The sequence below is a fragment of the Heyndrickxia faecalis genome (assembly GCF_040267745.1).
Classification (GTDB): domain Bacteria; phylum Bacillota; class Bacilli; order Bacillales; family Bacillaceae_C; genus Weizmannia; species Weizmannia faecalis.
In genome coordinates this window covers 1,510,645-1,537,544 of the sequence record NZ_CP158453.1, presented here as the reverse complement: position 1 = coordinate 1,537,544, position 26,900 = coordinate 1,510,645, and the positions used below count along the sequence as shown (strand labels likewise).

Genomic DNA, 26,900 nt, shown 5'->3' with positions numbered 1-26,900 from the left:
TTTTCCCAGTACGGACAAAACCGGCCCGTCATTTCATCCGGATGAAGGATAAATAAAGAAACCGACAATTTTGCCGATTTCCTTACAATTTATTCATTCTCGTATTCCATCAGGGTGAGGATATCATAGCCCTTCAATTTATCGCGGCCGTGCAAATAATTCAGTTCAATTAAAAAAGCAAGGCCGGCTACAACCCCGCCCAGTTCTTCAACAAGCCGGATGGTTGCTTCCATCGTGCCGCCTGTTGCCAAAAGATCGTCCGTAACCAAAACGCGCTGGCCTGGCCTGATCGCATCTTTATGGATCGTGAGCACCGCTTTTCCGTATTCGAGATCATATTCCGCACGGATCGTTTCCCGCGGCAGTTTGCCTTCTTTGCGGACCGGGGCAAAGCCGACGCCAAGTTCGTATGCGACCGGGCAGCCGATAATAAAGCCGCGCGCCTCAGGGCCGACTACGAGATCAATCTGTTTGTCTTTCGCATACTGGACGATCTGGTCCGTCGCATATTTAAACGCATCCCCGTTGTTCATCAAAGGCGTCACATCCTTAAACATCACGCCTTTTTTGGGCCAGTCCGGGACGAGTGCAATATATTGTTTTAAATCCATTTTGCTGTTTCCTCCTCATACTGTACAGCAGGCTTGATCATTTGGTCAAACCACATCTTGAGCTCCTGGAAAGATGAGTACAGCAGGTCCTTTTCCATTTGATATTGTGCCAGTTTTTTTTGATACGTAAGAGATTCCTTTAAATCGCGTTTTTGTTTGGCTGCTTTCAGGGAAATAAATCCATCCTTTATTGTAACAAAATCAAGTTCAAAAAACACCTGCGAAATAAAATCGATGGTATTTCTCGACCAGCCGCGATAAGCCGCCAGCTCATCCCCGTGCTGCTTTAGGTTGAACGTTTTCCTTTTTGCAAGAAAAGCGTAAAACCATTTAAAATGTTCGCGTGTCGGGAACGTGCTGAAAAAGTGGTTCCCGGCATGGTAAAAATACGCATAAATCCTGGCCGGCGAACCGCCCTCAAGCAGTGCCGCCATCATCCGCGGGCCTTTCGGAAGATCCAGAAACACAATGTTTTTATTTGCCGGATCAAATGCCCTTGCCTCTTCCATTGTCGCAACCGGCACAAGGCGGACGGAAAAATCCGGCAGCGGCAGGTTCCGCAATGTTTCTTTTTGAAAAACAACAAAAGCCTGGTCTTCTTCCGGGACGTACCGTGCCCATTGCTTTAAAGGCCTGTTGCCCCTGAAATCAAACAATTGCCAGTTTGTGATTTTGATATCCTTCACCATCATTTGCGGCTTGCGGATATTGTTCCATTCATTGATGGACAGCTCCCCGACAACCGATATATAGGCAGAAGGAGAAATATGCGGGGCAAGATGCCCGAGCCCGAAGCCGATCCCATCGAGCGTTGTGCCGTTTTTAGAAAGCGTCAATTTCAAATGTTTCCCGTCTGCGCCGATCGCCCGGATTTGCGGGCATTCGGCCCCGTCCAGCAACAGAAGCGGCTTCGGATTCGCCGTGCCAAACGGCGAGAGCAATGCCATTTCGCGGATCGCTTCCATCCCCGCTTCTTCTATGGAAATTTCAGCGCTGATGTTCGTAACCGGCACAAACATCTCATCCGGAAATGCCGCGGCCTGTTCGTTCAGCCGGCGCCGCAGTTCCTCCACATCGGATAAAGAAAGCGTCATCCCCGCCGCCATCGGATGCCCGCCAAAATGCGGCAAAATATCCCTGCATTTCGATAATTCGTTAAACATATGGAAGCCGTCAATGCTGCGCGCCGATCCTTTTGCCAGCCCTGTTTCCGGGTCAAAGCTGAGCACAATCGCAGGCCGGTAAAAGCGTTCTGTAAGGCGCGAGGCGGCAATGCCGATTACGCCGGCATTCCAGCCTTCTTTCCCGACAACAAGGACACGCGCCCCCTTTTCCACTTCTTCTTCCACCAGTTCGATTGCTTCATTTGTCATGTCGTTTACGATTTTTTGCCGTTCTTTATTGAGCCCGTCAATCGTTTCAGCGAGCATCCCGGCTTCTTCTGTGTCTTCGGTCATTAGCAGTTCCGCTGCCGGTGCCGCATGTTGCAGGCGCCCGGCCGCATTTAAGCGGGGGGCGAGCACAAAGCCGATGGTTTCTTCATTGATCTCTTCCTGGCGGATATCCGCACACCGGCACAGCGCCACAAGCCCCGCCCGCTTTGTCGTTCTCAACCGTTTGATGCCGTTTATGGCAATCAGCCGGTTTTCGTCCAGAAGCGGCACAAGATCCGCGACCGTCCCGATAGCGGCCAAATCTTCAAGCTGTTCCGGCACTTTGCCGTACAGCGCATGGGCGACTTTAAAAGCGACGCCTGCGCCCGACAGTTCCCGGAACGGGTATGTACTTTCCGGATGCTTCGGATGGACGATGGCAAAGGCTTCCGGCAATACCGGCCCAGGTTCGTGATGGTCCGTAATAATGAGCGTGATCCCGAGTTTGCGGGCCACTTCCGCTTCGTGGACAGCGGCAATACCGGTATCAACGGTGATGATTAGCTGAAAACCCTCTTCAGCCGCCCGGCGGAAAGCCGCTTCATTTGGCCCATACCCTTCTTTAAACCGGTCCGGGATATAAAATTCAGCATGGGCGCCAAGATCGTTTAAAGCGGCCATCATGATGGCAGTACTCGTTACGCCGTCCGCATCGTAATCGCCGAAGACGAGAACCGGTTCTGCTTTTTTAATCGCTTCGCGGATGCGGGCCGCTGCTTTTTCCATATCATGCAGCAAAAACGGATCATAATACGCTAGCCCTTCATGGAATAAAAAAGACCGCGCTTCTTCAACATCCGTTATGCCGCGGTTTACAAGCAATTTTGAAACAAGTGGCGAAACGTTCAATTGTTGCGAGATCGTTGCGGCTGCTTTTGGTTCCATTTCCGGCACCCGCCATCTTGTTCTTGACTGCAGCATATCTCCACCTCTTTCACAATACTTTATTATAACGTTTCGGCGGAAAACTGTCATTACAAAAAATGCAGGCATTTCGCCTGCATTTTTCTTATACTTGCGGTTCATCCGCGCGGGTACGCCGCGCTTTTTGAATGACGATGGCGCCATGTTTTTTCAGCTGCCGTTTTTTCAGTACAAACCAGATTTGTGCGGCAATGAAAATAGACGAGTATGTTCCGGTAATCAACCCGACAATCAGCGCGATCGAGAAATTGCGGATCGATTCACTGCCGAAAATGGCCAGGGCCACGGACGTCATCAGCACGGTCAAAACGGTATTGACCGACCGGGCCAGTGTCTGGCGGATCCCGGCGTTGACAATATCATGAATTTCCTTCGCGGTTTTAATTTTCCGCCGCCGGTTTAAATTGTCGCGGATCCGGTCGAACGTGACAATCGAGTCGTTGATGGAATAACCGACAATCGTCAGGACCGCCGCAATGAATGTGACATCGACCTCAAGCCTTGTGATGCTGAAAAAGGCGATCATGAAAAAGGCGTCATGGAAGAGTGCGACGATGGAGGCAACCCCCATTCTCCATTCAAACCGGAAGGCCACGTAGATAATGATGCCGACTGCCGCCAACAGCAAAGAATACACGGCGCTTAAGGCCAACTCTTTCCCGACTGTCGGCGAAACGGAGCTGATGCTCGGGCTCTTCCCGTATTTTTCTGTAAAATACTGGTTGATTTGCGTGCTCTTCTCTTTATCGCTGAACGAGCCTTTCACCCGGATCACGGCATGATGCCGGTTGGTCCCCTGCATCACAATATCTTCCGATTTCAAATGCAGATGGTCAAGGTCGCGCTGAATCTCCTGCTGACTGAGTGCTTGATTTGAACTGACTTCAATGCGCGTCCCGCTCGAAAAATCAATGCTCAGATTCAATTTGAAAACAGAAAGGAGAATAAACCCGCCAATGATCAGCACAGCTGAAATCGTAAAGAAAATGTTGCGGTGCTTGACAAAGTCGTACCAGTCAAATTTCGTTTTCAAATCATGCGTATCAATGTTTTCAGCAATATTGTGGATCGCCGATTTTTTCACGCCGAACCAGTGCGGCCGCTTTTTCAGGAAATTGCTGTTCACCCAGAGGCCGAGCAGCCATCTCGAGCCGTAAACCGCCGTCAGGAAGCTGAGCAGAATACTGATAATCAATGTTGTTGCAAAGCCTCTGATCGAGCTTGTCCCGAAATAAAAGAGGATGACCGCCGCAAGAATCGTCGTTAAGTTGGAATCAAAAATGGCCACGAACGATGACTTGTTCCCTGCCCGGAATGCGGATTTCACGCTTTTTCCGACGCGCAGTTCCTCTTTAATCCGCTCATAGGTAATAATATTGGCATCGACCGCCATCCCGACCCCGAGAACAAGCGCAGCAATCCCCGGAAGCGTCAGAACCGCGCCCATTAAACGGTAAATGAGCAGAATCAGGAAAATGTAAACGGACAGCGTAATACATGCGATAAAACCAGGAAAACGGTAGTAGCCGATCATAAAGAGAAAAATGGCTGCAACGCCGATAATCCCGGCAAAAATCGTGTCATGCAGTGCTTCCTGTCCGAAAGATGCGCCGACAGAGGTCGAATAGATTTCGTGCAGTTTCACCGGAAGCGCTCCTGCATTCAAGAGGTCTGCAAGATTGGACGCTTCTTTTACCGTAAAGTTCCCGGTAATTTCAACCTGGTCTGTGTTTAAAACAGAATTCACACTCGGATTGGACAAAAATTTTGGATTCTTCTTCGCCACTTCTTTTTTATAGGAATCGCCCTTTTGAAAGTCCATCCAGATGACAAGCTGGTTATTCGGTGCCATCGCCAGAATTTTTTTCGTGACGTCGGCAAACTTTTTCCGGCTCTTTAACTGCAGGACAACATCCGGTTTGCCGTTCTGGTCAAATGACTGTTTCGCTTTTCCCTGCACAAGGTCTGTCCCGTCCATCATCACTTTGTCATTGACGTCACGGAATGTCAGATTGGCAGTTGTCGAAAGCATCTTTCTCGCTTCGTTCTGGTCTTTCACGCCGGCAAGCTGGACGCGGATCCGGTTATTGCCTTCGACCGAGATCTGCGGTTCGCTGACGCCAAGCGCATTGATCCGCCGGTCCAATGCGGCAGCCGTATCCGCAAGCGCGGCTTTATCGATCTTCTGCCCTTTTTTGGCCGGTTCCACTTTGTAAAGCACTTCAAACCCGCCCCGTAAATCAAGGCCAAGGTTAATTTTTTTGACAATTTTATCCGTCGTTCCCCCTATTAATCCCGCAAACAGCAGGACAATGAGAAAGAAGGCAACGATGCGGCTCCTTTTCACCATTATGTACAGCCTCCTAGCGAATCAAAACATATCACATGCCAAAAAATACATGCGCCCGTGAATCATTTCTATTATGATGCAGGGCAAAAAGCGTGTCAATTTTTCTTATTATTCCGCATGTAGCCGGTTTTGCTTATTTGCCCGCTTATTCTTCCGTCTTGTCCCCGTTAAAAAGCGCATCCAGCTCCTTTTCGTCCAGCTCGGCAAACCAGTTTGGCGAACGGTAAGCTTCCACGGTTTTAAAACTCATCAAATCGCCGGGCTTAACCGATAAAACGTCGGAAACAAGCGCATACATACGGACATGCGCCGGATCCGGATTTTTCCACACTTTCCGGATTAAATATTCCCAGACATCCCTCGCTTCAATCGCGCCGTAGCCAAAGACGGCCAGTTCTTCCGCCTTGCTTTTTACGGCAGGTTCAAGTTTTTTATAGTATTTTTCATAAGGATGGCGGTCCTTCACACGCTCTGCCCCTTTCCTTAGGCATTGATGTATTCTTGTCCATTACCGTGCATATACATCATTGTATAGGAAAATTGCGGATTTGAGAAGGCAGGTTAACAGAATGTCCAAGTTTTTAAGGGGAACGATTATATTGCTCGCCGCAGGCTTTGTAACAAGGGTGCTTGGTTTTATCAACCGGATTGTCATTGCCCGGTCGCTCGGGGAAACGGGTGTCGGGCTCCATCAGATGGCTTTTCCGACCTTAATGCTCGTCATTACGGTAACCCAGCTCGGGCTGCCGGTCGCGATCTCGAAATGTATTGCCGAAGCAGACGCCGTCGGGGACAGGGCGAAAATTAAAAAAATTCTTGTCATCTCCCTAACGGTTACCATTTCGCTATCGGCCGTTTTTACGCCTGGGCTGATTTTACTCGCGCCGTATCTGGCTGATCATTTATTTACAGATCCGCGCGTCTATTACCCGCTTGCCGCCATCACGCCGATTATCCCGATTGTGGCGGTTTCCGCTGTATTGCGCGGCTATTTCCAGGGGAAGCAAAACATGAAGCCTTATGCCGTCTCGCAGGTCATCGAGCAAAGTGTGCGGATTATGCTGATCGCATTTTTTGCCAATTTGCTTCTGCCGTATGGGATTGAATATGCGGCAGCAGGGGTGATGTTTGCATCGATATTGGGAGAACTGTCATCCCTTCTTTATATGTTTACGATGTTTAAACTGAAAAAGCAGATCCGCGTCCGCAAACATTTTTTCAAAGCCGTAAAATCGGGGAAAGATACGTTTTACGAACTGATGCGCGTGGCGGTTCCGACCGTCTGGAGCCGGCTGATCGGCAATCTCTCCTGGTTCCTCGAGCCGATTGTCGTCTCCCACTGTCTTGCCCTTGCTGGTGTCGCTTCACATCTTGCGACAAAGCAGTACGGTTCTTTAACCGGCTTTGCGATGCCGTTGTTAATGCTCCCGTCTTTTGTCACGGTTTCCTTGTCAACCGCCCTTGTGCCCGCAATCAGCGAAGCAAATTCCCGGAAAAATGCCAGACTTGTTGAACACAGGCTCCAGCAGGCATTGCGTTTTTCCCTTCTAACCGGCGGCATCTCGGTTGTCATCCTGTATGTCTTTGCAGAACCGCTCATGCAGGCGATGTACGGGACGGCAAACGGGTCACAGTTTATCAAAATCATGGCGCCGTTTTTTATTTTCCAGGCATGCCAGGCGCCGCTCCAGGCCGCACTGCAGGCAATGGATCTGGCAAAAGCGGCGATGATCAACAGCATCATCGGGGCTGTCGTGAAACTGGGCACCATTTTTGTCCTTGCTTCCCGCCCGGAGTTCGGGATCAACGGCGCCGCGATCGGCATCATGGCGGGAATGGTGCTTGTAACATTTCTTCATTTTGCAACCGTTTTGAAAAAAATCCAGTTTACCCTGTATGTCCATGACTGGGCCAAGCTTCTGGCCGTTTCGGTCGTTTCCGGCGCGGTCGGGCACTGGTGGTTCACCGGTATGATGGCACAAGACGCATCTTTCCTGCGGCTTTTAGCGGGCATTTGTTTGACCGTGGCCGTCTATACGCTGCTGCTTATAATGACAAAATTGATCCGCCGGTCCGATCTCATGTATATTCCGATCCTCAAAAAATGGTTATAAAAAAGCAATAGGCCCTGCATGTTCCGGCCGGGCTTATTGCACATCATCCAGATCAATATAAAACGCGCCATCCTGATAACTGCAAAACGAAATCCGGGCGATATCCCCGTACCCTCTTTTTTGCAGCTCGCTGCGCAGCCACGCTTCGGTTTTGTTGCTTTTCTTTAAATTGCTTTGCTGGATCTTCCCTCCGACAATGAGCGGTTCCGTATAGGATGCCGGTTTGTTTTTATTTTTGTTTTTTTTCACCACCGACAGCTGCCCGGAAGTTTCCAAAATCGCAAATTCCACATCCGCAATATTATCAATATCTTTTGAACGGAGCTGCATTAAAAGGTCGTCAAAATTGTAACGCTGCCTGCGCATTTCCTTTTCATCGATTTTTCCTTTATTGATGAGAATGCTCGGCTTGCCGTCAATCAGTTTGCGGATCCGGCTGCTGCGGAGCGAGAAAAGTGCCAGCGCGATTTGGATGCCGAGCAGGACAACCATTGGCAAAAGGGTATTTACAACGGGCTCACTGTGATTTTCAATGGCGACGACCGCCATTTCCCCGATCATGATGAACACAACAAGATCCAAAACGTTTAGTTCGCCAATCTCCCTTTTTCCCATTAACCGGAAAATAACAAGAATGGCAACATACATGAGCAGTGTCCGAAAAAAAATAATCAATAAATTTTCCAACGCCAATCCCCCCGTTCGGTCAAGGTCAAAATCATGTTTAGTATGCTCAGCCTGCGAAAAAACTTTCTAAAAATCTTTTGCCCGGTTCTTTTTGCTGTTTCCAGGCATATGCTTGTACTGAGGAAAAAGCTTGTCAAAGGGGGAGAATGAAAATCGGAGCGCAAAAATACAGTATCGGCCTTGTTTACGGGCTGGGCGTCATTTTTGTCCTGCTTGCCATATCAAGCCTCGTGATTTCACTGATTCTGCGGTTTTCGGATATGACGGAGCATGCTTTGCATACGGCGGTCACGATGATTTCTTTTTTCAGTTTATTTCTCGGGGGGCTCGTCGGCGGCGGAAAAGGAAAGAAGAAAGGGTGGCTCCTCGGCAGTTTGACGGGGATCCTTTACACAGCGATTGTTTTTCTCGTCCAGTACCTTGGTTATGATGAACTCTTTACGGTGAAACAAGCCATTTACCATGCTTGCTATATTGTTGTCGCCGCAATGGGGGGCATTTTAGGGGTCAACCTCTTCTCAGGAAGGTCACGGGAATCCTGAAAAAAAGCGCCGCATTACACGGCGCTTTTTTTATTTCGTTTCTCCGGCATTTTTTTCTGCCACTGTTTTGTCTGCTTTCTGGCTTTCGACTTTTGCTTTTTTCGCTGCAACGGATTCCGTTACTTCACGGATCGCCGAGCGGTCAAACGTCAGCCGCGTGCCGTTATCGCATCTTAAGACGACTTTATTTTCATCAATCGAATCCACGGTTGCATGCAAGCCGCCGATGGTGACAATTTTGTCCCCTTTCGCCAGATTGCTCTGCATCTGCTGGATGTTTTTCTGCCTCTTTTGCTGTGGCCTGATGAGCAGGAAATAAAACAGGACAAACAGAATCACCAAAGGCAGTAACTGAGCCCACGCCATCTGAATCCTCCCTTCTTTAGTTGCTTGTATTAGAAATTTTTTGCATCCGGACGGTTAAATCCGTATTGCTCAAAAAATTCTTCCCTGAAATCAAGCAGCCGGTCTTCGCGGATCGCCTGCCTTACATTTTCCATTAATTTTAACAAAAAATATAAATTATGGTAAGTGGTCAGACGAATTCCGAAAGTTTCGCCACATTTAATCAAATGCCGGATGTAAGCGCGTGAATAGTGCCGACATGTATAACAGTTGCAATGCTCATCAAGCGGGCGGAAATCGCGGGCGTACTGCGCGTTTTTGACAACGAGCCGGCCGGCTGATGTCATCACCGTGCCGTTTCTTGCAATCCGGGTTGGCAGCACACAGTCAAACATGTCAATGCCGCGGATGGCGCCGTCAATCAAAGAATCGGGCGAACCGACCCCCATCAAATAACGTGGCTTGTCCGCCGGAAGTAGCGGTGTTGTAAATTCGAGCATCCGGTTCATCACGTCCTTCGGCTCGCCAACGGACAGGCCGCCGATCGCATAGCCCGGAAACCCAAGCGAAACAAGGGCATTTGCGCTTTCAAGCCGCAAATCTTCATACGCTCCGCCCTGTACGATCCCGAATAATCCTTGCACATCCGGACGCCGATGCGCACGAAGACAGCGTTCCGCCCAGCGCGATGTCCTTTCCACCGACTGCTTCATATATTCATAAGAAGCAGGGTACGGCGGGCACTCATCGAATGCCATCATGATATCAGAACCAAGTGCATTCTGGATTTCCATTGATTTTTCCGGCGACAAAAACAGCTTGTCCCCGTTTAAATGGTTCCGAAAATGGACGCCCTCTTCCGTAATATCACGGATCTTGCTCAGGCTGAAGACCTGGAATCCGCCCGAATCGGTCAGGATCGCCTGGTCCCAGTTCATAAATTTGTGCAGCCCGCCTGCTTCTTTAACAATATCATGCCCGGGGCGCAGCCACAAATGATATGTATTGCTCAAAATGGTGCCGGCCCCCATTGTTTTTAATTCTTCCGGCGACATCGTCTTCACCGTGGCGAGCGTTCCGACCGGCATGAACATTGGGGTATCATAGGTGCCATGCGGCGTATGGAGTTTTCCAAGGCGGGCGCCCGTATGCTTTTCCGTTTTGATCAGTTCATAAGTAATGGCAGCCAAGTGATGCGCTCCTTCCACTATTTAATCAGCATCGCATCCCCGAAACTGAAGAAACGGTATTTTTCTTTTACCGCCGTCTCGTAGGCATGCAAAATATTTTCCCTTCCCGCCAATGCGCTTACCATCATAATAAGCGTCGACTTCGGCAGGTGGAAATTGGTGATCAGGGCATCAATTGCTTTATATTGATAGCCCGGATAAATGAAAATATCCGTCCAACCGCTTGAGGCGACGATTTTTCCGTCATGGGCGCTTGCCACCGTTTCAAGTGTGCGGGTGGAGGTGGTGCCAACAGAGACCACACGGCCGCCGTTTTCTTTTACTTCCGTAATCGTGCGGGCCGCTTCTTCTGATACCTGATAAAATTCCGCATGCATATCGTGGTTTTCAATATTTTCCTCATTGACGGGGCGGAAAGTGCCAAGGCCGACATGGAGCGTAATATAGACAATTTTCACGCCCATTGCCTCAATTTCTTTCAATAACGCTTCCGTAAAATGGAGCCCGGCAGTCGGCGCTGCGGCAGAACCCGGCTCTTTTGCATACACCGTCTGATAGCGGTCCTGGTCCTCGAGTTGTTCTTTAATATAGGGTGGCAGCGGCATTTTTCCGAGTTCATTCAGCACTTCGTAAAAAATTCCTTCGTACTGGAAATCCATTACCCGGCCGCCATGGTCCAGCTCCTCCGCACAAACGGCGGAAAGCTGCCCGTCGCCGAACCGGACAACCGTCCCTGTTTTCACACGTTTTGCCGGTTTGACAAGCGTTTCCCAGCGGTCTCCTTCGAGCTGTTTTAAAAGCAGCACTTCAATTTTTGCGCCTGTTTCGTCTTTTATGCCGAAAAGCCTTGCCGGCAGCACTTTTGTGTTGTTTAAGACAAGGCAGTCCCCCGGGCGCAAGTATTGTGTAATGTTTTTAAATACGCTGTGTTCAATTTCTCCTGTTTTTTTATCCAGTACCATCAGCCGACTGTCCGAACGATTTTTTAAAGGCGTTTGGGCAATCAGTTCTTCCGGCAGTTCATAATCAAATAAATCGAGTTTCATTGTTGTTTCCCCTTCATTTTGAATCCCATTTGCGGTTATTTGAACCGTCCAATGATATATAATAACACACTTAAGATCACGCTTAAAAGGATCGATGTTGCGATTGGAAAATAAAAGGTTGTGTTCCCTTTTTTAATGAGGATATCGCCCGGCAGCCGGCCGATTTTCGTAAACTGCATCAACAGGCCGATAGCAAAAAGAATCACGGCGATCGTCATCAGCACTTTTCCAAATCCGCTCATTCCGGTACCTCCATATGAAAATGTGCGTAGCAAAGCGGGGTCGCTACCCTGCCGCGCGGCGTGCGCTGCAAAAAGCCAATTTGCAGCAAATACGGCTCATATACATCTTCAATCGTTTCCCTTTCTTCCCCGATGCTGGCCGCAATCGTGTCGAGCCCGACAGGACCGCCCCGGAAGCGCTCTATGATCGCTTTTAACAGCTTATGATCAATATGGTCAAGCCCGCGTTTGTCAACTTGCAAAAGTTCAAGGGCATAATTGGCGATCTCAAGGGTGACCTTTCCGTCTCCTTTGACCTGGGCAAAGTCGCGCACCCTTCTTAACAGCCGGTTCGCAATCCGCGGCGTGCCCCGCGAACGCCTTGCAATTTCCGCTGCCCCCTCAGGCTCAATCGCCGTCTCGAGGATGCCGGCTGTCCGCAGCACAATTTCCGCCAGTTGCGCTTCGTTATAATATTCGAGCCGGCTGATCACCCCGAACCGGTCGCGCAGCGGTGCTGAAACCGAACCGGCCCTCGTCGTCGCCCCGATCAAGGTAAACGGGGGCAGGTCAAGGCGGATGGAGCGGGCACCCGATCCTTTGCCGATCACGATATCAAGGCAAAAGTCTTCCATTGCCGGGTACAGCACTTCTTCAATCGCTTTCGGCAGGCGGTGGATTTCGTCAATAAACAGCACTTCCCCCGGCTCAAGCGCGGTTAACACGCTGGCAAGATCGCCCGGCCGCTCGATGGCAGGCCCTGAAGTCGTCCGGATGTTCGCGCCCATTTCGTTTGCGATCACGGTGGCAAGCGTCGTTTTGCCAAGCCCCGGCGGACCATAAAGCAGCACGTGGTCAAGTGTTTCGCGCCGCCCTTTCGCCGCTTCAATAAACACGGCTAAATTATGCTTCACTTCATCCTGGCCGATATATTGCGCAAGGGTTTGCGGCCTGAGGCTCATTTCAAAGGAAACTTCCTGTTCATTTGCCTCGCCGGAAACTACGCGGTCTTCCATGCTCTCCCCTCCTCCATTATTTTACCATTGCTTTTAAAGCGAGTTTAATATATTCATCCGCAGAAAGCACTTCTTCCGGAAGTTCTGGCACCACTTTCGCGATTTCTTTTTCCGAATAGCCGAGCGCCGCCAAAGCGAGCATCGCTTCTTCGAGGTTTTGGTTGGTGGATGCAGGCACCGCTTTTTCCACGCCTGCCTCGTCCGGCATCTCCGGCACGAGGCCTTGCAGCTTTCCTTTCAGATCAAGAATCATCTGCCTTGCCGTTTTTTTGCCGACACCGGGGAATTTGACAAGGAAAGATTCATTTTCATTCTCAATGGCGTCAACGACCTGCTGTGGCTGCCCGTACGCAAGAATGGCAAGCGCCCCTTTTGGCCCGATGCCGGAAACATTGAGCAGCTTTTGAAACAGCGCCCGTTCTTCCGCCGTTTCAAAACCGTAAAGCGCGATCAAATCTTCGCGCACATGCTGGTATGTAAAAATTTTTCGTTCCTGCCCGATGCTTTTTGAAAAAATATACGGGTTCGGCGCCAGCAGCCGGTAGCCGATCCCCCCGTTTTCCACGACAACGTAATCCGGGCTCACGGAATCAATGATGCCTTTAATATATTCGTACAACCTTCCCACACGCTCCTCAAAAACTTGCTATCCCATATTGTACCACAGAACGCAACCGTTTTGGGAACGAATGTCCGGTCTTTCCCTTTTTTTCCGGCCGGATGGTTCCTAAAGATGAGGCGCTTTTCCTGTTTCCATGGCGGAAGGAAACCGGCATCCGGAGACAGATGAGTGTCCGTCCGGCATACCGGGCCGCCGCTGCCTCCGGATGGGCTTCCCCGGATTTTCAGCTGGAACAATCGCCCGGGTTTAAATGGCACGATTAGCCGCAGTGCATCGGTTTAAAACAGCACGGGCCACACTCCACAGTGTAGCCGGTTTGATACAGGCCTAACCGGCTTTGCCGCAAAAAAAGCACTTTCTGCACCCGGCCGGGCCGGGTGCAGAAAGTGACTGGGACATTATAATTCGGCGTTATGGTAAATTTCCTGGACATCGTCATCGTCTTCCAGCCTGTCCAGCAATCGCTCCATCTTTTCTTTTTGCGCTTCATCCAAAGCAATTGTGTTTTGCGGCACCATGGTGATTTCTGCCCGGGCAAATGTAAAGCCTTTTTCCTCCAGATTCTTCTTCACATCCATGAATTGCTCCGGGTCTGTATAAATTTCAAACACTTCATCGCTCGTTTCCATTTCCTCGGCGCCTGCTTCAATCACGGCAAGCAGCATTCCGTCTTCATCTATCTCGAGCCCTTCCCGCTCGATGACAAGATACCCTTTCCGGTCAAACAGGAAAGACACGCATCCGTTTTCGCCGAGATTTCCGCCGTTGCGCGAAAAAGCAACACGGACATTCGAAGCGGTCCGGTTTTTATTATCGGTTAAAGCCGTGACCATGACGGCAACGCCGCCCGGCCCGTACCCTTCATATGTTATTTCCTCGTAATGTTCGGCGTTTTGGCTGCCGTTTGCTTTCGCGATGGCGCGTTTAATATTGTCATTCGGCATATTGGCGGCCTTTGCCTTTTCAATGACCAGGCGGAGGCTTGAATTTGCTTCCGGGTCAGGCCCGTTTTTCGCCGCTACATAAATTTCCTTTGCCAGTTTTTGAAAGATTTTTCCGCGCTTTGCATCCTGCGCATTTTTTCTGCCCTGAATATTTTTCCATTTGGAATGGCCGGACATGGCCATCACTCCTTTCTGACAGCGCTGATACAGTCCCCTATTACTATACCATACTCGCCCGAAAGGAGGATGAAAATCGTTATGCCGGCGGGGAGCGCCCCTGGTTTTCCGTTATGCTTGCAAACGCCTTTTTACTTCTTTTTGAAACCGGGCGCGTTCCCCGAACTGCCCAATTGAAAGCAGAGAAAGATGCGGCCAGTACTGCTCTTTTTCTTTTTTGCCGCTTCCAGCAAAACGGTTCCACTCCCTTAAAACATCCGTCGGGTAAAGAAGCGCCTCCAGAAAAGTTTCCCGGTCCGGCGCGCCATCCAGCATTCCCCAGTTTTCAAGGGCGGCAAGCGACCATGAAGCAGCGGGCAAAACCCGGTTGCAAAACTGGAGATCATCAGTCCAGGCCGGGGCAAGGCGGGCAAGGTCAAAATCAATCAAATACAGTTTCCCGTTTTTCGCACGCAAAAAATTATGGTGGGCAACATCGCCGTGCGTGATGCAGTACGGCGGGCGGTGAAGCCAATGCTGTTTTTTTTCGAGCCGGTTTAACGCCTCGCCTGCCCATCTTTCGTACGCGGTGAAATACGTTTCCGGCAAATATCGGACAATCTGTTCTTTGTTTTCAAGAAATGCACGGTACCGCGCCTGCCATTTTCTCAGCTGAAAAAAGCGTGGAAATTCCATTTTTACGGCTTGCGGAAAATGTGCGGTCTTTTCGTGATACTGTTTTAACAGGCGGAAAGCGGCGCGGATGTCTTCTTCCGTCCCGAAGGTGAAACCGGCCGGGTCTTCTTCAATGTATGCCATAAAGCCAAAAGTTTTGCCTTGAAAGGGGCTGCCGCTTTCATCTTCCAGAAAACGGCAAGTTTGAGTGAAACCGCTTTTCTGCAGTTCCGATGTAAGCAGCATTTGCCGTTTAAGGCGCGCATCGGAACCATATTGCTTCATAATCACTTTTTTTGTCTTTGTCCCGACAAGCCACACCCGGTCGCGCAACCTGCGCCAGTGAACAATGGGTTCCTGCAGCCTGTTTTCCGCATAAAGAAGGAGACGTTTGGTTTCGTCTCCCTCTTGTCTTCCGCCGCCCATTATTTTTCTTCTTCGCCGGAAGGATCCCGGGTTTCCTGCGGCTGGTCCGTTTTTTCGCCCCGGTCATAGCCGAACGGGGCCTGCATCCCGTACGGTTCCTGCACGCCGTATGGCGGTTGCGGCATCCCGTATGGCGGTTGCGGCATGCCGCCAAATGGTTCCTGCATGCCGTACGGTTGCGCCGCCATCCCGTACGATTCCTGCATGCCGGCGTACGGTTGCTTTTGGCACCCGCATGGCTGCGGCTGGTGCGGCGGATACGGGGCGTACTGCGGCATGGTTTGCGGCGGCATGTACTGCGGCATATAAGCGGGGCTTTCTGAAGCAGCGCCGTATAAAGGAGCCTGCTGCGCTCCCCATTGCGGCACGGCGGCAGGATGTTGCGCAGAAACCCCTGCCTGCATACCGGGGCCATACGGGTAAGGAGAAGATGAAGAAGATTCTTCTTCCCATTCGTAACCCGGCATCACTTGCTGCCCCTCCTGCCACGCCGGCTGCTGTTGCGGCATAAATCCTGCCGGCGCGGACATCACCGGCATTTGCGGATAGGCCATCGGGTACGGCATTGGATACGGGACTTGCGGATAAGACATGCTGAAAGGATGCGGGAAAAATCCGGCGTGCATGTCCTCTCCCCCGCAGCCGCAATCGTATACCGGCATCACGGGCGGACACGGATTGTATGGTACATACATTTCCGGGCACTCTTCCTTTACCGGCATGGTGTAGTGCATGCTTTCCGACGATTCGCTTTCATGGTGCTTCGGCGGCGGTGCCGCTGTATGGGTTTCGATTTCAGCCATATTGGTCACATAGTAATTATGGATGTCAATTTCAGGAATGACCGGTTGCGGCATTACCGGCTTATAAATCGTTTCTTTTTTTTCAACCACTTTTTCTTTCACCGGCATTTCTTTCGGTCCCGCCGCTTTTGGCAACTCTTTTTGAACCGGCATTTCTTTCGGTCCCGCCGCTTTTGGCAACTCTTTTTGAACCGGCATTTCTTTCGCCACAGGCATCTTTACCTCAGGCATTTGCTCGTACGGATGGGTCACGAGCGGCATTTCTTTTGCACCCGCGTGGCCCGTATAACCTGCATGGCCTGTATGTGTCTCTTTTTTTACCATGCCGCCCGTTGTCGGAACTTTAATTTTCATGCCGGGCATAATCATTTCCGGATTGGATAATTGCGCATTCAATTTTTTCAATTCGTCAAAATCGGCGCCGTATTTTTTGGCGATTTTCCAGAGCGTATCGCCTTTTTGCACGATATGGATTTTCACACATTTCCCCTCCTCAAGGCTTAAGTCCATACATTCTATGTGGTGCCGGGCAAAATGCGATTGATTTTACATAAAAACTTATGAACGTCCCGCGTCCTTTATGCCCTTTAAAGGGTTGATTCTTTCATCCCGGCGCCTTCGTATGATAAAATCCGAATGAGGCCGAATGAATGGGGGGAAACGCTGTTGGCAGAGAAGAAAAAAATTCTTGGGGATGAAAGGCGGCATTTGATCCTCGAATGGCTGCAGAATAGCCGGGAGCCGATTACGGGCGGGGAACTGGCAAAAAGGACAAATGTGAGCCGGCAGATTATAGTAAATGATATTACGCTCCTGAAAGCGAAAAACGAACCGATCCTGGCAACGAGCCAGGGATATTTGTACATACACCCCGCCGGTGCGGAAAACAAAGTGGAGAAAACGCTTGTTTGTATGCATAGTCGCGAACAGGTCGCAGATGAGCTGAATTTGCTCGTGGACCACGGGGTGACCGTAAAAGATGTCAAGGTGGAGCATCCGGTATACGGCGATCTGACCGCCTCGATCATGGTCTCCACCCGCGCAGAAGTGGCCCGGTTTATCCGCCAAATTGAAGAAACAAATGCCAGCTACTTATCCGAATTAACAGGCGGCATCCACTTGCATACGGTGGAAGCCGCAAGCGGGCGGCAGGTTGAAGAAGCGGAACAGGCGCTGAAAGAAGCTGGCATTTTATTTGCAGAAAATGAAAAAGAGCTGCCCTAAACATAAAGGACAGCTCTTTTTCATCACCCATCCGGCCTAAAAACCTGGGTTTAAAGCTTGTTTTGCAAAAAAAAAATAAGCCCGGGTTCCAGCCGGGCTTATCCTAACATTCTTGAAGAAGCGATCATCATTTATCCGCCATATACCTATAATAGGTCCCGAGTTCTTTCACGGTGCAGCCGAGCGCGTGGATTTCCTCAAGCGAAAAGCGGACGAGCTTTTCTTCTAAGGAGTGGTTCAGGTCAATCATAAAAAAGTAGTTTCCAAGCCCCGTCTTTAACGGCCGCGATTCAAGCTTGCTCAAGTTAATCTTTCGCCAGGCAAAGGCAGACAACACCTGGTGCAGTGATCCGGCCTTGTCCGTCGGCAATGTGACCATGATCGTCGATTTCAGGAAATCAGGCGTTTTTTCGATATGAAGCTCCTCATTTGAAAGGACAATGAATCTCGTATGGTTAAACGGATAATCATGGATTGCACGCCTGACAATTTCAAGACCGTACAGTTCCGCTGCCATTTCGTTGGCGATCGCCCCCCATTTCAGTTCCGGGTGTTCGCTTACATATTTCGCAGCAGCGGCCGTAGAGCCCATTGCTTCCACTTCCGCATGCCGGAATTCCCGGCGCAGAAACTGGTGGCACTGCGCAAGCGCATGGGAATGGGAAATGATTTTTTCCGTTTCCCGCCAGGCGCCGGCATTTGCAGGATGAACCATAAAATGCTGCTCGATCGGCACGATGATTTCCGCGCGGATCGGCGGCAGTTCTTCATGATACAAGTAATCGACCGTTAAATTTACCGAACCTTCCAGGGCGTTTTCAAGCGGAACAACCGCCATATCCACCTGTTTTGTCTTCACGGCTTCTAGACATTCCGGAATCGTCCGATACGCAACCCGGCTGGCCTCCGGGAACACTGACTGGACCGCGATATCAGTAAACGTCGCTTCCGGCCCGAAAAAAGCTGCTTTCATTTTCTCTCCCCCGCCGGCCGGAGTTCTAGGCTCCGGACCCTAATATTTCTACTTTATTGACAAACTCAAATGCCTGCAGTTCTTCCAGCAGATCATTTAAACTCCTGTTGATCCCGGACACATTCAGCGAAACGGTGACATTTGCCCGCCCCTGGATTGGTATCGTCTGGTGAATCGTTAAAATATTGCATGAGTAAGATGCAATAATCCTTAAAATTTCGGATAATGTCCCGGACCGGTCTTCCAAATAAAAAAACAAGGTCACAATTTTTTCTTTTACAACTGAATGGAACGGAAAAACGGTATCGCGGTATTTATAAAAGGCGCTGCGGCTTAAGCCCGCTTTTTTCGCCGCGTCCCCGACCGATACCGCTTGTCCCCTTTCCAGCAGTTCTTTCGCCTGAAGTGTTTTGATCATCGCTTCCGGCAAAACATCCTCACGCACCAAGATAAACTTATGCTCTGCTTTCTTTTCCAAAGTGCCCTTTCCTCCACTCGGGAGCCGGGATTCCCCGGCCCAGCACGGTTAATCTACAAACTCAAACTCAAAATCCAAAAGGCGGACGGTATCGCCGTTTTTCGCGCCGCGTGCACGGAGCGCGTCATCAATGCCCATTCCGCGCAGCTGGCGGGCAAATCTCCGGACAGACTCGTCATGGCTGAAATTTGTCATTTTAAACAGCTTCTCGACTTTTTCCCCGTGGATGACGAAGCTGCCGTCCGGATCGCGTGTAATGGTAAAATCGGCCTTTTCTTTTTCATGCTTGTACAATACACGGGACGGTTCCGCATCCGGTTCTTCGCCAGCATGAAGCGGGAAGGCAGGTGTTTCATCGAGCAGATCGGCAATCGCAAACAAAACATCCCTTAATCCTTTGCGCGTCACCGCGGAAATCGGGAAGACGCGTGCGACATCGCCCAGCTTCTCTTTAAACGCCGCCAGATTTTCTTCCGCGCCCGGAAGGTCCATTTTATTGGCAATAATGAGCTGCGGGCGCTCAGAAAGGCGTTCATGATAAGCTTTCAGTTCTTTGTTGATCGTCAAATAATCTTCATACGGGTCGCGCCCTTCCACCGCCGCCATGTCAATGACGTGGACGATCAACCGCGTCCGTTCGATATGGCGCAAAAACTGGTGGCCGAGCCCGACGCCTTCGTGCGCGCCTTCGATCAGCCCCGGCAGATCGGCCATGACAAAACTTCTGCCGTCCTCCGTTTCGACTACACCGAGATTCGGCACAAGCGTCGTAAAATGGTATTCCGCAATTTTCGGGCGTGCCGAAGAGATAACGGAAAGCAAGGTTGATTTCCCGACGCTCGGAAAACCAACAAGGCCGACATCAGCAAGCAGTTTTAATTCAAGAACAATATAACGTTCCTGGCCCGGTTCGCCGTTTTCGGCAATTTCCGGAGCGGGATTGGCCGGTGTCGCAAAGCGGATATTGCCCCTGCCGCCGCGCCCGCCTTTGGCAATCACTGCCCGTTCCCCGTGGCGCGTTAAATCGGCAATCGTTTGTTTTGTATCATCATCAATGACGACCGTTCCCGGCGGCACCTTGACAATCATGTCTTTCGCCCCGCGGCCGTGTTTTCCTTTGCTCATGCCGTTTTCGCCATGGTCCGCTTTAAAATGGCGCTTGTAGCGGAAATCCATGAGCGTCCGCAACCCTTCATCGACTTCAAAAATGACATCGCCGCCGCGGCCGCCATCCCCGCCGGCAGGGCCGCCCATCGGCACATATTTCTCGCGGCGGAATGCGACCATCCCGTTGCCGCCGTCCCCGCCTTTCACATAAATTTTCACCTGGTCCACAAACATAAAAGATAAAACCACCTTTGCAATTGCTGTATCGTTAGGCTTTCGGAAAGATTATTTCAACCGGGAAAGCGGATGCCGGGTATGCGTGGATCACGTTCATCCCCGGGCAATCGTTTTCCAGAAACCCGGCAAGCAGTCCGCGCTTTTTTATTGTTCCGCTAAACTCGAAAAAGAAACGGGCACCGGATGGCAAAGTGCTGACCGACAAATATAACCGGTTGTCCCCGTTTGGATCGGCTGCTTCCTCAACAGCCGCGAGAAAATGATTCATCCAGCCGGTTAGCTCCCCGTCATCCGGGAGCGCATTCCGGTCTACATCCAATATTTCATATGCAATCTGCACCGTGTGCCCTTCCCAGTTATATGTAAGCAAAAGTTCGGCAAATTCCGGCCGATGCAAATTTGATAATTTTGACTCCTGCTGCGTTTCCCGGATAATGTCTTCCACAATTTTTTTGACTTTTTCCATCTTGTTCAAGCTGGCGTATCCTTTGATCAGCTGCACCTTGTTCAGCCAGTCATGCCTGGCGTGGCGAAGCACGTCAACCGTCGTCCATTCCCGCATTTTCATAGCTCCCGTTCTCCGAAATAGGTTATGTTTAAGTATAGCAAAAATTGTCCCAGGTTGCACGGGGCGCGAATGGATAGCGCACTCGCCAGGCGGGTGCGGCAGCGCGGTTTTTGTACGTTTTTCGGTACAGACGCGGCGTTTGTACTGCCGGAAAATGCAAAAGCCCCGGGCCGCGAATATCGCAGCCCGGGGCTTTATGGGTCAGGCTTCTTGTGCCACCGGATATACGCTCACTTTTTTCTTGTCGCGGCCGAGGCGTTCAAAACGCACAACGCCGTCAACTTTCGCAAACAAAGTGTCGTCGCCCCCGCGACCGACGTTTTCGCCCGGAAAGACTTTCGTCCCGCGCTGGCGGTAAAGGATCGAGCCGCCTGTTACGAACTGCCCGTCCGCACGTTTTGCGCCGAGGCGTTTTGCGATCGAGTCACGGCCGTTTTTCGTGGAGCCGACCCCTTTTTTGGAAGCGAAAAACTGAAGATCTAATTTCAACATGATGCTCACCTCCTATTCAAAGATTATATGGATAAATTCGCCGTATTCCCGTTCTATCGTCTCGAGGGATACAACCATGCCTTCAAGCAGAATCTGCACTTTTGCCGCCTGTTCTTCCGGCAGCTGCGCAGGGATTTTGCATTCCAAAAGGCCGCTTTCGGACTGGCGGATTTCAGGTTCAACCCCCGCCACTTCCATAATGGCGTTCACCGTCCCGAAAGAAACAGCGGAAGCGCCGGCACAGACAATGTCCTGGCCGTATCCGGCAAATTCGGCATGGCCGCTCATTTCAAAAGACGAGATGTTCCCATTCTTTTTGCGTTTGATGCGGACCCGGATCATGCCGCGTGCACCTTACGCATTGATTTTTTCAATGACCACTTTTGTGTACGGCTGACGGTGGCCTTGTTTTTTGTGGTAATTTTTCTTCGCTTTATATTTGAATACAACGATTTTTTTCGCACGGCCGTGTTTTTCCACTTTACCCGTAACCGTAGCGCCTTCAACAACAGGGCTACCGACTTTTACCGATTCGCCGCCGACAAAAAGAACGCGGTCAAATGTAACCGATTCGCCTTCTGCTGCATCCAATTTTTCAATATATACAGCTTGGCCTTCTTCTACTTTGATTTGTTTCCCGCCGGTTTCAATAATTGCGTACATCACTGCACCTCCTTAAGACTCAGACTCGCCAAAGACAGGCGTTTTACGAAATGTAAAAACTTGCAAAGCCTGTTCCTGAGCGGTTGTAGCACAGGGCGCTACAAACATAACATACTGATGGTAACACACACTTTTTCCTTTGTCAATTGGGATCTTTGCCTTTTGCGGCAAGGCCGGCTGCCGTCCCGAACTGCCGGATGGCATAAAACGGATGCGGATCGCGAGTGATGTGAAAAATGAGTTTCATGCCGAGCAGGTTTTCCAGCCGCTTTAAATGTACGTCCGTTTCCCCGCAAAAACAGTCCTTCACATCTTGCGTGCATTCAATCAAGACGGCTTCGTAATCCGCGTACGGCGCTTCCCACAGCTCGCGTTCGAGGCGGAAAGCAAGCGTCTCGGGGCTTTCGATTTTGCCGCTGCCCCCGCAGACCGGGCAAACGGAAAGCAGTGCCTCGGGGAGCGATTTACGCGTTTTCTTGCGCGTCATTTGTAAAATGCCAAGCTCCGTAAAACCGGTGATGCGGGTTTGTTTCTCGTCGTTTTCCAGTTCTTTTTCAAGCACCGCCCTCACTTGTGCGCGCTGTTCATCGCGCTGCATATCGATAAAATCGACAAGAATGATGCCGCCGTAATCGCGCAGTTTCAGCTGGCGGCCGATTTCTTTCGCCGCAAGCAGATTCGTTTTCAGCACCGTTTCGGCCTGATCCGTTGTACCCGTATATTTTCCGGTATTCACATCTATAATGGTGAGCGCTTCTGTTTCGTCGATGACAAGATAGGCGCCGTTTTCAAGCCAGACCACTCTTTTCAAGGCTTCCTCAAGCGTCCGGTCGATACGGTAGCGGGTAAAAATATTCTGTTTTCCGCTGTAGAGCTCAAACGACCAGTCCAGTTCCGGCCGGCCCGCAAGCAATGCTTTCAGGCGGGCAAGTGCCTCCGCATCATCCACGATCACCGTGCCGCTTTTTAAGCGGACAAGTTCGCGGAAAATTTCCGCTTCCACCGTGCTTTTTTCGTGCAGAACAGCCGGTGCTTTCAGTTGTGCCGCCTTTTCGAGCAGGCATTTGTACCGAAGCCTGAGGCATTTTAGTTCATCGCGCCACCCGTCCCCGCCGGCATGGATGGCTGCGGTCCGGACAATGATTCCTTCCTGCGGTTCAAGCGCTTTGCGGACCCTGTTCCGCCACTTGTTCCGGTCTGCATCATCCGCTTTTTTGGAAACAGCCGTGTACTTTCCTTCCGGCAGATACACAATCTGTTCCCCCGAAAGCTCAATGATGCCGGTTAAAAGCGGACCTTTTTGCCCTGTTTCATCTTTTTTCACCTGGACCATAACCGTCTGCCCGGGCGAAAGATAAGCTGAAATCGTTGGATTCGAATTTTTGCTGTTCACAAAAGCAGGGAGCCGGCTGATATGCAAGTAACCGTGCCGGATGCCGCCGATATCAATAAACGCGGCATTGATTCCGGGTTTGACGTCTGCCACCTTGCCGAGATAAATATTCCCGACTTTTGCCGCATCGCCCGGCTGCCGGATGCGGATGGCAGATACTTTGCCGTTTTCGATGACCGCATATCGTTTTTCCCTTGTTTTCACGTTGATGATGATTGATCTGTCCAAAAAATTCCACCACACTGTCTTCGCTTTCAGCCGCTTCTATTGCGGCTTCCATCAATAACTATACAGGATATCGCTTACTTTCGCATTGGTTTGCTTCTCGGAAAAAAAGGCATGAAGGAGTTCATTTTCATCAAGCTTCCCGACTTCCACCCCGTTTTTAAGGACAATGAGCGGATGTTTGCGTCCCCGTTTAAAGCTTTCGAGCACTTCATACAAGTATGCGCCCGCATCCACCTCGATCGTTTCCAGATGACGGAGCGGATCCCTTTTTCCATAATACCGTTCAAGCAGGAAACGGATAAAAACAAAGTAAAGCTGTTTCCATTCTTTCCAAAGGGCGGCATATAAATAAACGGCGATCGCCCAGACGTTCAAATTTGCCGGCGCATTCAGCAGGGCGGCCGCATGAAAAAGGAGCAGCACGATAAACGAACAGCAAATCGTCATCCGGAATGCGCGCAAAAAAGGATAAACCGTGGAAAACGCCATATTCAGCAATTTCCCGCCGTCAAGCGGCCAAATCGGGAGCAAATTAAAAAAAAGAATGGCCCGGTTCCACTCCCCGATTTGCGTATACATCTGTCCAGGCAAGACATCGAAGCGGAACAACAAATACGCGAAAACGGCGATCCAAACATGCTGGAGGGGGCCTGAGAGTGTCACGATCAGTTCTTCTTTCAGCGGGCGGTTTCCGTGTTCCTCTGTTTCAGCGACGCCGCCAAACGGCAAAATGGCGATTTTTTTAACCCGCCATGAAAAATATTGCGCCGCAACCGCGTGCCCCATTTCGTGAATGAAAATGATCGCAAACAGCAGGATGAGATCTTGGAAACGGGCGGTAACAGCAGCAATGGCAGCCACGAGCCAGAAAAGGGGATGGATTTTGATTTTTTTCAGAAGCCAAAACCGCTCACTCAAATTTAATCACCTGGATCGGGTCGATAAAACCGCCGTCTTTTTTAAGCGCAAAATAAAATTCCCCTTTTTCCCCGCTGCTTCGCGCCGTGCCGACCTTTTCGCCCGTCTTGAGGCTGTCATACTGGCCCACATCAATTTTGCTGAGGTTTGCGTACCATGTTTCCGTTGAATCGGCATGCTGGATAATGACGGTATTGCCCAGTTTCGGCTTTTTCCCGGCAAAAATGACCGTCCCGCCGCTCATCGCTTTTACGCTTGCGCCCGGCTTTGTTTCAATCGTAACCCCTCTTCCATCGGCTGAAAAACTGGTCAGAATTTTTCCCGATACCGGCATCGCATATTGCGGATCTTCATTGGAAGCAGCGGTTTCCGTTTTTAAAGATTTTTCCGGAAAGAGCGCGACCGGCTTGCCAAACTTTTTTTCATACCAGGCGGCTGCTTTTGCAAATTGAAATTCGGACGCCATTACCTGTTTGACGGCGGCTTTCGGTTTGTCAAATTCCGGACGTTCCGATTTAAACAGAATTGCCACAGCGAGGACAAGACAGGCAGAAGCCAGAATTTTAAATAGCACCGTTTCTTTTTTAAAAAGCGGATGCGGCGTTTTGCCCGGCGGTTCATATACATGTGTGCCTTCATCCTTAATCAGGCTCGCATAGACCGTTTCTTTGCCGTTATAAGCCTGTTTCATCGTTTTTCTCCGCTTCGCCATTTGCCTCCGGATTTCATCGGCGCGGTTTCCCAATCGATTCACCCCTTCTGTACAGGCATTCGTTTATTACCAATGTATGACCTGTCCAAAGCGGTTAGAACCGGGAACAAAACAAGCCGCCCTGATCGTTTGGAAAAACGTTCAGAAACGGCTCTGCCATTAAGAAGATTTCGAACTAAATAATTTTTTAAAGCGCGCAAACATGCCGGGTTTCTGGTCTTCAAGCGGCATTAAAGGCACCGTTTCCCCCAAAATCCGGCGAGCAATATTCCGGTAGGCAAGGGATGCGCGGTTCGTCGGATTTAGCGCAATCGGTTCGCCCTGGTTCGAGGCGCGGATCACTTCTTCATCATCGGCTACAATCCCGATCAAATCGATCGATAAATGGTTTGTCACTTCATCGATGTCCAGCATGTCCCCGCTTTTCATCATATGGCTCCGGATCCGGTTGATGATCAGTTTCGGTGGCTCGATATGTTCTTCCTTTTCCAAAAGCCCGATGATCCGGTCGGCATCCCTTACCGCCGAGATTTCCGGTGTTGTCACAACAATCGCCTGGTCAGCACCCGCCACTGCATTTTTATATCCCTGCTCAATGCCGGCCGGGCAGTCAATCAGAATATAATCGTAATCCTGTTTTAACCCGTGGATCAATTGTTTCATTTGTTCCGGCGTGACGGCGGATTTGTCGCTTGTCTGGGCAGCCGGCAGCAAAAAGAGCTTGTCATCGAAACGCTTGTCCTTTACGATTGCCTGGTGGATTTTACAGCGGCCTTCTGCGACATCGACCAGATCGTAGATAATCCGGTTTTCAAGCCCCAGCAGGACATCAAGATTACGGAGCCCGATGTCTGTATCGACAAGGCAGACTTTCTTTCCGAGAAGCGCGAGCGCCGTCCCGAGGTTTGCCGATGTCGTCGTTTTGCCGACGCCGCCTTTTCCGGATGTGATGACAATCGCTTCACCCATATGAGAACCCTCCTTTTAATCTTGTCATATTCGGCCGCAAATATTTCAAAACTTGCAATTTATCAATGATAATATGGTCCGATTCATCTATGTAAGCACATTCCATCTCATGCCGGCCCTCTTCCCTGTAATCATCAGGGGCCCGGTTCAGGCAATCGGCAATCCGGATTTGGGACGGAACCATATTGGAAGCGACAACAACGGCGTCCCTTCTCCCGCTGTAGCCGGCATGCGCAATGCCGCGGAGGTTTCCCATGATAAAAATATTGCCGTTTGCAATCACGGTACCGCCCGGATTGACATTGCCGACAAGCAAAAGATCGCCTTCCGCCTTTAACACCTGCCCGGACCGGACGATGGTGGTGACAGGCACAATTTCATTTTCCGCTTTTTCGCGCGCAGCCGCTTCTTTTGTGATGACATTGCTGATGATTTCATCGACAACAAGGTTCCGCCGGGAACGCACAAGGCTTTTGATCTCCTCTTCCTGACCGGGCGTCAAATAACGGTTGCCAAGCTGAATTTTGACGGCAAGAATCGGGCTGTTCTCTTCCTCATCGGCAGCCTGGGCCAGTAATTTTTGCTCTAACTCCGCCTTTAAAGCTTGAAAGGAGCATTGGTCGTTTAAATGCAGCACAATTCCGTCTTTCGTGCCTTTTATGGTTACATTTTGCGTTTTTTTCATTTCAAACTGCTCACCTCAACGGCTGATAAATGAAACGGCATCCATCCGAAATGGCTTTCAGACGGCGTTTTTCGGCCCGACACACGGGATTTCAAGCCTCCGTGCGTGCGGTTCCTGCCGGTTTTTCGGCCCGCAAACCCCTTTGCTT

The 26,900-nt window shown here is 50.5% G+C and carries 29 protein-coding genes and 1 other annotated feature; of the genes, 3 read left to right on the top strand and 26 right to left on the bottom strand.

The annotated features are described in order from the left end of the window. Window positions 1-89 precede the first annotated feature (89 nt). From ABR335_RS07260 to ABR335_RS07245, 4 genes are all read right to left on the bottom strand, one after another. Window positions 90-611 (bottom strand): adenine phosphoribosyltransferase, encoded by a 522-nt coding sequence (locus ABR335_RS07260; RefSeq protein ID WP_207368123.1) that lies wholly within the window; start codon window positions 609-611, stop codon window positions 90-92. Further along, entirely contained in the window at window positions 602-2,965 is a 2,364-nt protein-coding gene (recJ, locus tag ABR335_RS07255; RefSeq protein ID WP_017551046.1) for a single-stranded-DNA-specific exonuclease RecJ, read from the bottom strand. Before recJ ends, ABR335_RS07260 begins: the two co-directional genes overlap by 10 nt. Before the next feature lie 88 nt (window positions 2,966-3,053). Then, window positions 3,054-5,318 (bottom strand): protein translocase subunit SecDF, encoded by a 2,265-nt coding sequence (gene secDF, locus ABR335_RS07250; RefSeq protein ID WP_350346682.1) that lies wholly within the window; start codon window positions 5,316-5,318, stop codon window positions 3,054-3,056. 145 nt (window positions 5,319-5,463) lie between these two features. After that, window positions 5,464-5,784, bottom strand: a complete 321-nt coding sequence (locus tag ABR335_RS07245; protein WP_017551048.1) for a post-transcriptional regulator — start codon at window positions 5,782-5,784, stop codon at window positions 5,464-5,466. Between the two features lie 103 nt (window positions 5,785-5,887). Here ABR335_RS07245 and spoVB point away from each other — a divergent pair, with 103 nt between their 5' ends. After that, complete coding sequence (gene spoVB, locus ABR335_RS07240; RefSeq protein WP_026683593.1) at window positions 5,888-7,432, top strand: stage V sporulation protein B; 1,545 nt, start codon at window positions 5,888-5,890, stop codon at window positions 7,430-7,432. Between the two features lie 33 nt (window positions 7,433-7,465). Here the strand turns inward: spoVB and ABR335_RS07235 are convergent, their stop codons facing one another. Then, window positions 7,466-8,119, bottom strand: a complete 654-nt coding sequence (locus tag ABR335_RS07235; protein WP_014097886.1) for a DUF421 domain-containing protein — start codon at window positions 8,117-8,119, stop codon at window positions 7,466-7,468. Window positions 8,120-8,265: 146 nt separating this feature from the next. Between ABR335_RS07235 and ABR335_RS07230 the strand changes: the two genes are divergently transcribed. Next, window positions 8,266-8,661 carry a TIGR04086 family membrane protein gene (locus ABR335_RS07230; RefSeq protein ID WP_014097885.1) on the top strand — a complete coding sequence of 132 codons (396 nt, stop codon included), beginning with the start codon at window positions 8,266-8,268 and terminating at the stop codon, window positions 8,659-8,661. A 30-nt stretch (window positions 8,662-8,691) separates the two neighbouring features. Here ABR335_RS07230 and yajC read toward each other — a convergent pair whose 3' ends face one another. The 9 genes from yajC to safA all read right to left on the bottom strand — a co-directional run bounded on the left by yajC (window position 8,692) and on the right by safA (window position 16,585). Then, on the bottom strand, window positions 8,692-9,027 hold the full coding sequence (gene yajC / locus ABR335_RS07225; protein ID WP_014097884.1) for a preprotein translocase subunit YajC: 336 nt from the start codon (window positions 9,025-9,027) through the stop codon (window positions 8,692-8,694). Window positions 9,028-9,056: 29 nt separating this feature from the next. Then, window positions 9,057-10,196, bottom strand: coding sequence for a tRNA guanosine(34) transglycosylase Tgt (gene tgt, locus ABR335_RS07220; protein WP_014097883.1), 1,140 nt, complete (start codon window positions 10,194-10,196; stop codon window positions 9,057-9,059). Between the two features lie 17 nt (window positions 10,197-10,213). Beyond that, the gene (queA, locus tag ABR335_RS07215) at window positions 10,214-11,242 is read right to left on the bottom strand and encodes a tRNA preQ1(34) S-adenosylmethionine ribosyltransferase-isomerase QueA (RefSeq protein WP_014097882.1); all 1,029 of its coding nucleotides are present in this window, start codon (window positions 11,240-11,242) and stop codon (window positions 10,214-10,216) included. Between the two features lie 35 nt (window positions 11,243-11,277). Continuing rightward, window positions 11,278-11,484, bottom strand: coding sequence for a DUF2905 domain-containing protein (locus ABR335_RS07210; protein WP_014097881.1), 207 nt, complete (start codon window positions 11,482-11,484; stop codon window positions 11,278-11,280). Further along, window positions 11,481-12,479, bottom strand: a complete 999-nt coding sequence (gene ruvB / locus ABR335_RS07205) for a Holliday junction branch migration DNA helicase RuvB (RefSeq protein ID WP_014097880.1) — start codon at window positions 12,477-12,479, stop codon at window positions 11,481-11,483. Before ruvB ends, ABR335_RS07210 begins: the two co-directional genes overlap by 4 nt. 16 nt (window positions 12,480-12,495) lie before the next feature. Continuing rightward, window positions 12,496-13,098, bottom strand: a complete 603-nt coding sequence (gene ruvA, locus ABR335_RS07200) for a Holliday junction branch migration protein RuvA (RefSeq protein WP_328014007.1) — start codon at window positions 13,096-13,098, stop codon at window positions 12,496-12,498. A 401-nt stretch (window positions 13,099-13,499) separates the two neighbouring features. Beyond that, on the bottom strand, window positions 13,500-14,222 hold the full coding sequence (locus ABR335_RS07195) for a YebC/PmpR family DNA-binding transcriptional regulator (protein ID WP_258921389.1): 723 nt from the start codon (window positions 14,220-14,222) through the stop codon (window positions 13,500-13,502). 111 nt (window positions 14,223-14,333) lie between these two features. Next, window positions 14,334-15,302, bottom strand: coding sequence for an aminoglycoside phosphotransferase family protein (locus ABR335_RS07190; protein WP_350346681.1), 969 nt, complete (start codon window positions 15,300-15,302; stop codon window positions 14,334-14,336). Next, the gene (gene safA / locus ABR335_RS07185; protein ID WP_350346680.1) at window positions 15,302-16,585 is read right to left on the bottom strand and encodes a SafA/ExsA family spore coat assembly protein; all 1,284 of its coding nucleotides are present in this window, start codon (window positions 16,583-16,585) and stop codon (window positions 15,302-15,304) included. Before safA ends, ABR335_RS07190 begins: the two co-directional genes overlap by 1 nt. A 186-nt stretch (window positions 16,586-16,771) precedes the next feature. Between safA and ABR335_RS07180 the strand changes: the two genes are divergently transcribed. After that, window positions 16,772-17,329 (top strand): transcription repressor NadR, encoded by a 558-nt coding sequence (locus ABR335_RS07180; RefSeq protein WP_026683597.1) that lies wholly within the window; start codon window positions 16,772-16,774, stop codon window positions 17,327-17,329. A gap of 127 nt (window positions 17,330-17,456) precedes the next feature. Here the strand turns inward: ABR335_RS07180 and pheA are convergent, their stop codons facing one another. The 12 genes from pheA to minC all read right to left on the bottom strand — a co-directional run bounded on the left by pheA (window position 17,457) and on the right by minC (window position 26,752). Continuing rightward, a complete protein-coding gene (pheA, locus tag ABR335_RS07175; RefSeq protein WP_014097874.1) occupies window positions 17,457-18,302 on the bottom strand; it encodes a prephenate dehydratase in 846 nt (281 codons plus the stop codon). A 25-nt stretch (window positions 18,303-18,327) separates the two neighbouring features. After that, on the bottom strand, window positions 18,328-18,780 hold the full coding sequence (locus ABR335_RS07170; protein WP_014097873.1) for an ACT domain-containing protein: 453 nt from the start codon (window positions 18,778-18,780) through the stop codon (window positions 18,328-18,330). Window positions 18,781-18,828: 48 nt separating this feature from the next. Further along, window positions 18,829-20,121, bottom strand: coding sequence for a GTPase ObgE (gene obgE, locus ABR335_RS07165; RefSeq protein ID WP_017551053.1), 1,293 nt, complete (start codon window positions 20,119-20,121; stop codon window positions 18,829-18,831). Between the two features lie 34 nt (window positions 20,122-20,155). Beyond that, window positions 20,156-20,686 (bottom strand): Spo0B C-terminal domain-containing protein, encoded by a 531-nt coding sequence (locus ABR335_RS07160; RefSeq protein WP_235801185.1) that lies wholly within the window; start codon window positions 20,684-20,686, stop codon window positions 20,156-20,158. 207 nt (window positions 20,687-20,893) lie between these two features. After that, complete coding sequence (gene rpmA, locus ABR335_RS07155; RefSeq protein WP_013859801.1) at window positions 20,894-21,184, bottom strand: 50S ribosomal protein L27; 291 nt, start codon at window positions 21,182-21,184, stop codon at window positions 20,894-20,896. A 12-nt stretch (window positions 21,185-21,196) separates the two neighbouring features. Beyond that, window positions 21,197-21,526, bottom strand: a complete 330-nt coding sequence (locus ABR335_RS07150; protein WP_315958506.1) for a ribosomal-processing cysteine protease Prp — start codon at window positions 21,524-21,526, stop codon at window positions 21,197-21,199. A gap of 12 nt (window positions 21,527-21,538) precedes the next feature. Further along, window positions 21,539-21,847, bottom strand: coding sequence for a 50S ribosomal protein L21 (gene rplU, locus ABR335_RS07145; protein WP_013859803.1), 309 nt, complete (start codon window positions 21,845-21,847; stop codon window positions 21,539-21,541). Window positions 21,848-21,858: 11 nt separating this feature from the next. Next, window positions 21,859-21,942: a sequence feature (ribosomal protein L21 leader region), on the bottom strand. 47 nt (window positions 21,943-21,989) lie between these two features. After that, a complete protein-coding gene (locus ABR335_RS07140) occupies window positions 21,990-23,468 on the bottom strand; it encodes an Rne/Rng family ribonuclease (RefSeq protein ID WP_026683600.1) in 1,479 nt (492 codons plus the stop codon). Window positions 23,469-23,519: 51 nt separating this feature from the next. After that, the gene (locus ABR335_RS07135; RefSeq protein WP_014097868.1) at window positions 23,520-24,386 is read right to left on the bottom strand and encodes a M50 family metallopeptidase; all 867 of its coding nucleotides are present in this window, start codon (window positions 24,384-24,386) and stop codon (window positions 23,520-23,522) included. Further along, window positions 24,379-25,131, bottom strand: a complete 753-nt coding sequence (locus ABR335_RS07130; protein ID WP_350346679.1) for a M23 family metallopeptidase — start codon at window positions 25,129-25,131, stop codon at window positions 24,379-24,381. The genes ABR335_RS07135 and ABR335_RS07130 overlap by 8 nt, the downstream gene beginning before the upstream one ends. A 126-nt stretch (window positions 25,132-25,257) precedes the next feature. Beyond that, window positions 25,258-26,067: a septum site-determining protein MinD gene (minD, locus tag ABR335_RS07125; RefSeq protein WP_061086577.1), complete on the bottom strand. Its 810-nt coding sequence runs from the start codon at window positions 26,065-26,067 to the stop codon at window positions 25,258-25,260. Then, on the bottom strand, window positions 26,060-26,752 hold the full coding sequence (gene minC / locus ABR335_RS07120; protein ID WP_061086576.1) for a septum site-determining protein MinC: 693 nt from the start codon (window positions 26,750-26,752) through the stop codon (window positions 26,060-26,062). Before minC ends, minD begins: the two co-directional genes overlap by 8 nt. Window positions 26,753-26,900: the final 148 nt, after the last annotated feature.

Excerpts from the sequence above, each read along its gene's own strand:
- ABR335_RS07260 (WP_207368123.1), bottom strand. The coding sequence starts at position 611 with ATGGATTTAAAACAATATATTGCACTCGTCCCGGACTGGCCCAAAAAA.
- recJ (WP_017551046.1), bottom strand. The coding sequence starts at position 2,965 with ATGCTGCAGTCAAGAACAAGATGGCGGGTGCCGGAAATGGAACCAAAA.
- secDF (WP_350346682.1), bottom strand. The coding sequence starts at position 5,318 with ATGGTGAAAAGGAGCCGCATCGTTGCCTTCTTTCTCATTGTCCTGCTG.
- spoVB (WP_026683593.1), top strand. The coding sequence starts at position 5,888 with ATGTCCAAGTTTTTAAGGGGAACGATTATATTGCTCGCCGCAGGCTTT.
- ABR335_RS07230 (WP_014097885.1), top strand. The coding sequence starts at position 8,266 with ATGAAAATCGGAGCGCAAAAATACAGTATCGGCCTTGTTTACGGGCTG.
- yajC (WP_014097884.1), bottom strand. The coding sequence starts at position 9,027 with ATGGCGTGGGCTCAGTTACTGCCTTTGGTGATTCTGTTTGTCCTGTTT.
- queA (WP_014097882.1), bottom strand. The coding sequence starts at position 11,242 with ATGAAACTCGATTTATTTGATTATGAACTGCCGGAAGAACTGATTGCC.
- ABR335_RS07210 (WP_014097881.1), bottom strand. The coding sequence starts at position 11,484 with ATGAGCGGATTTGGAAAAGTGCTGATGACGATCGCCGTGATTCTTTTT.
- ruvB (WP_014097880.1), bottom strand. The coding sequence starts at position 12,479 with ATGGAAGACCGCGTAGTTTCCGGCGAGGCAAATGAACAGGAAGTTTCC.
- ABR335_RS07195 (WP_258921389.1), bottom strand. The coding sequence starts at position 14,222 with ATGTCCGGCCATTCCAAATGGAAAAATATTCAGGGCAGAAAAAATGCG.
- ABR335_RS07190 (WP_350346681.1), bottom strand. The coding sequence starts at position 15,302 with ATGGGCGGCGGAAGACAAGAGGGAGACGAAACCAAACGTCTCCTTCTT.
- pheA (WP_014097874.1), bottom strand. The coding sequence starts at position 18,302 with ATGAAAGCAGCTTTTTTCGGGCCGGAAGCGACGTTTACTGATATCGCG.
- obgE (WP_017551053.1), bottom strand. The coding sequence starts at position 20,121 with ATGTTTGTGGACCAGGTGAAAATTTATGTGAAAGGCGGGGACGGCGGC.
- ABR335_RS07160 (WP_235801185.1), bottom strand. The coding sequence starts at position 20,686 with ATGCGGGAATGGACGACGGTTGACGTGCTTCGCCACGCCAGGCATGAC.
- rpmA (WP_013859801.1), bottom strand. The coding sequence starts at position 21,184 with ATGTTGAAATTAGATCTTCAGTTTTTCGCTTCCAAAAAAGGGGTCGGC.
- ABR335_RS07150 (WP_315958506.1), bottom strand. The coding sequence starts at position 21,526 with ATGATCCGGGTCCGCATCAAACGCAAAAAGAATGGGAACATCTCGTCT.
- rplU (WP_013859803.1), bottom strand. The coding sequence starts at position 21,847 with ATGTACGCAATTATTGAAACCGGCGGGAAACAAATCAAAGTAGAAGAA.
- minD (WP_061086577.1), bottom strand. The coding sequence starts at position 26,067 with ATGGGTGAAGCGATTGTCATCACATCCGGAAAAGGCGGCGTCGGCAAA.
- minC (WP_061086576.1), bottom strand. The coding sequence starts at position 26,752 with ATGAAAAAAACGCAAAATGTAACCATAAAAGGCACGAAAGACGGAATT.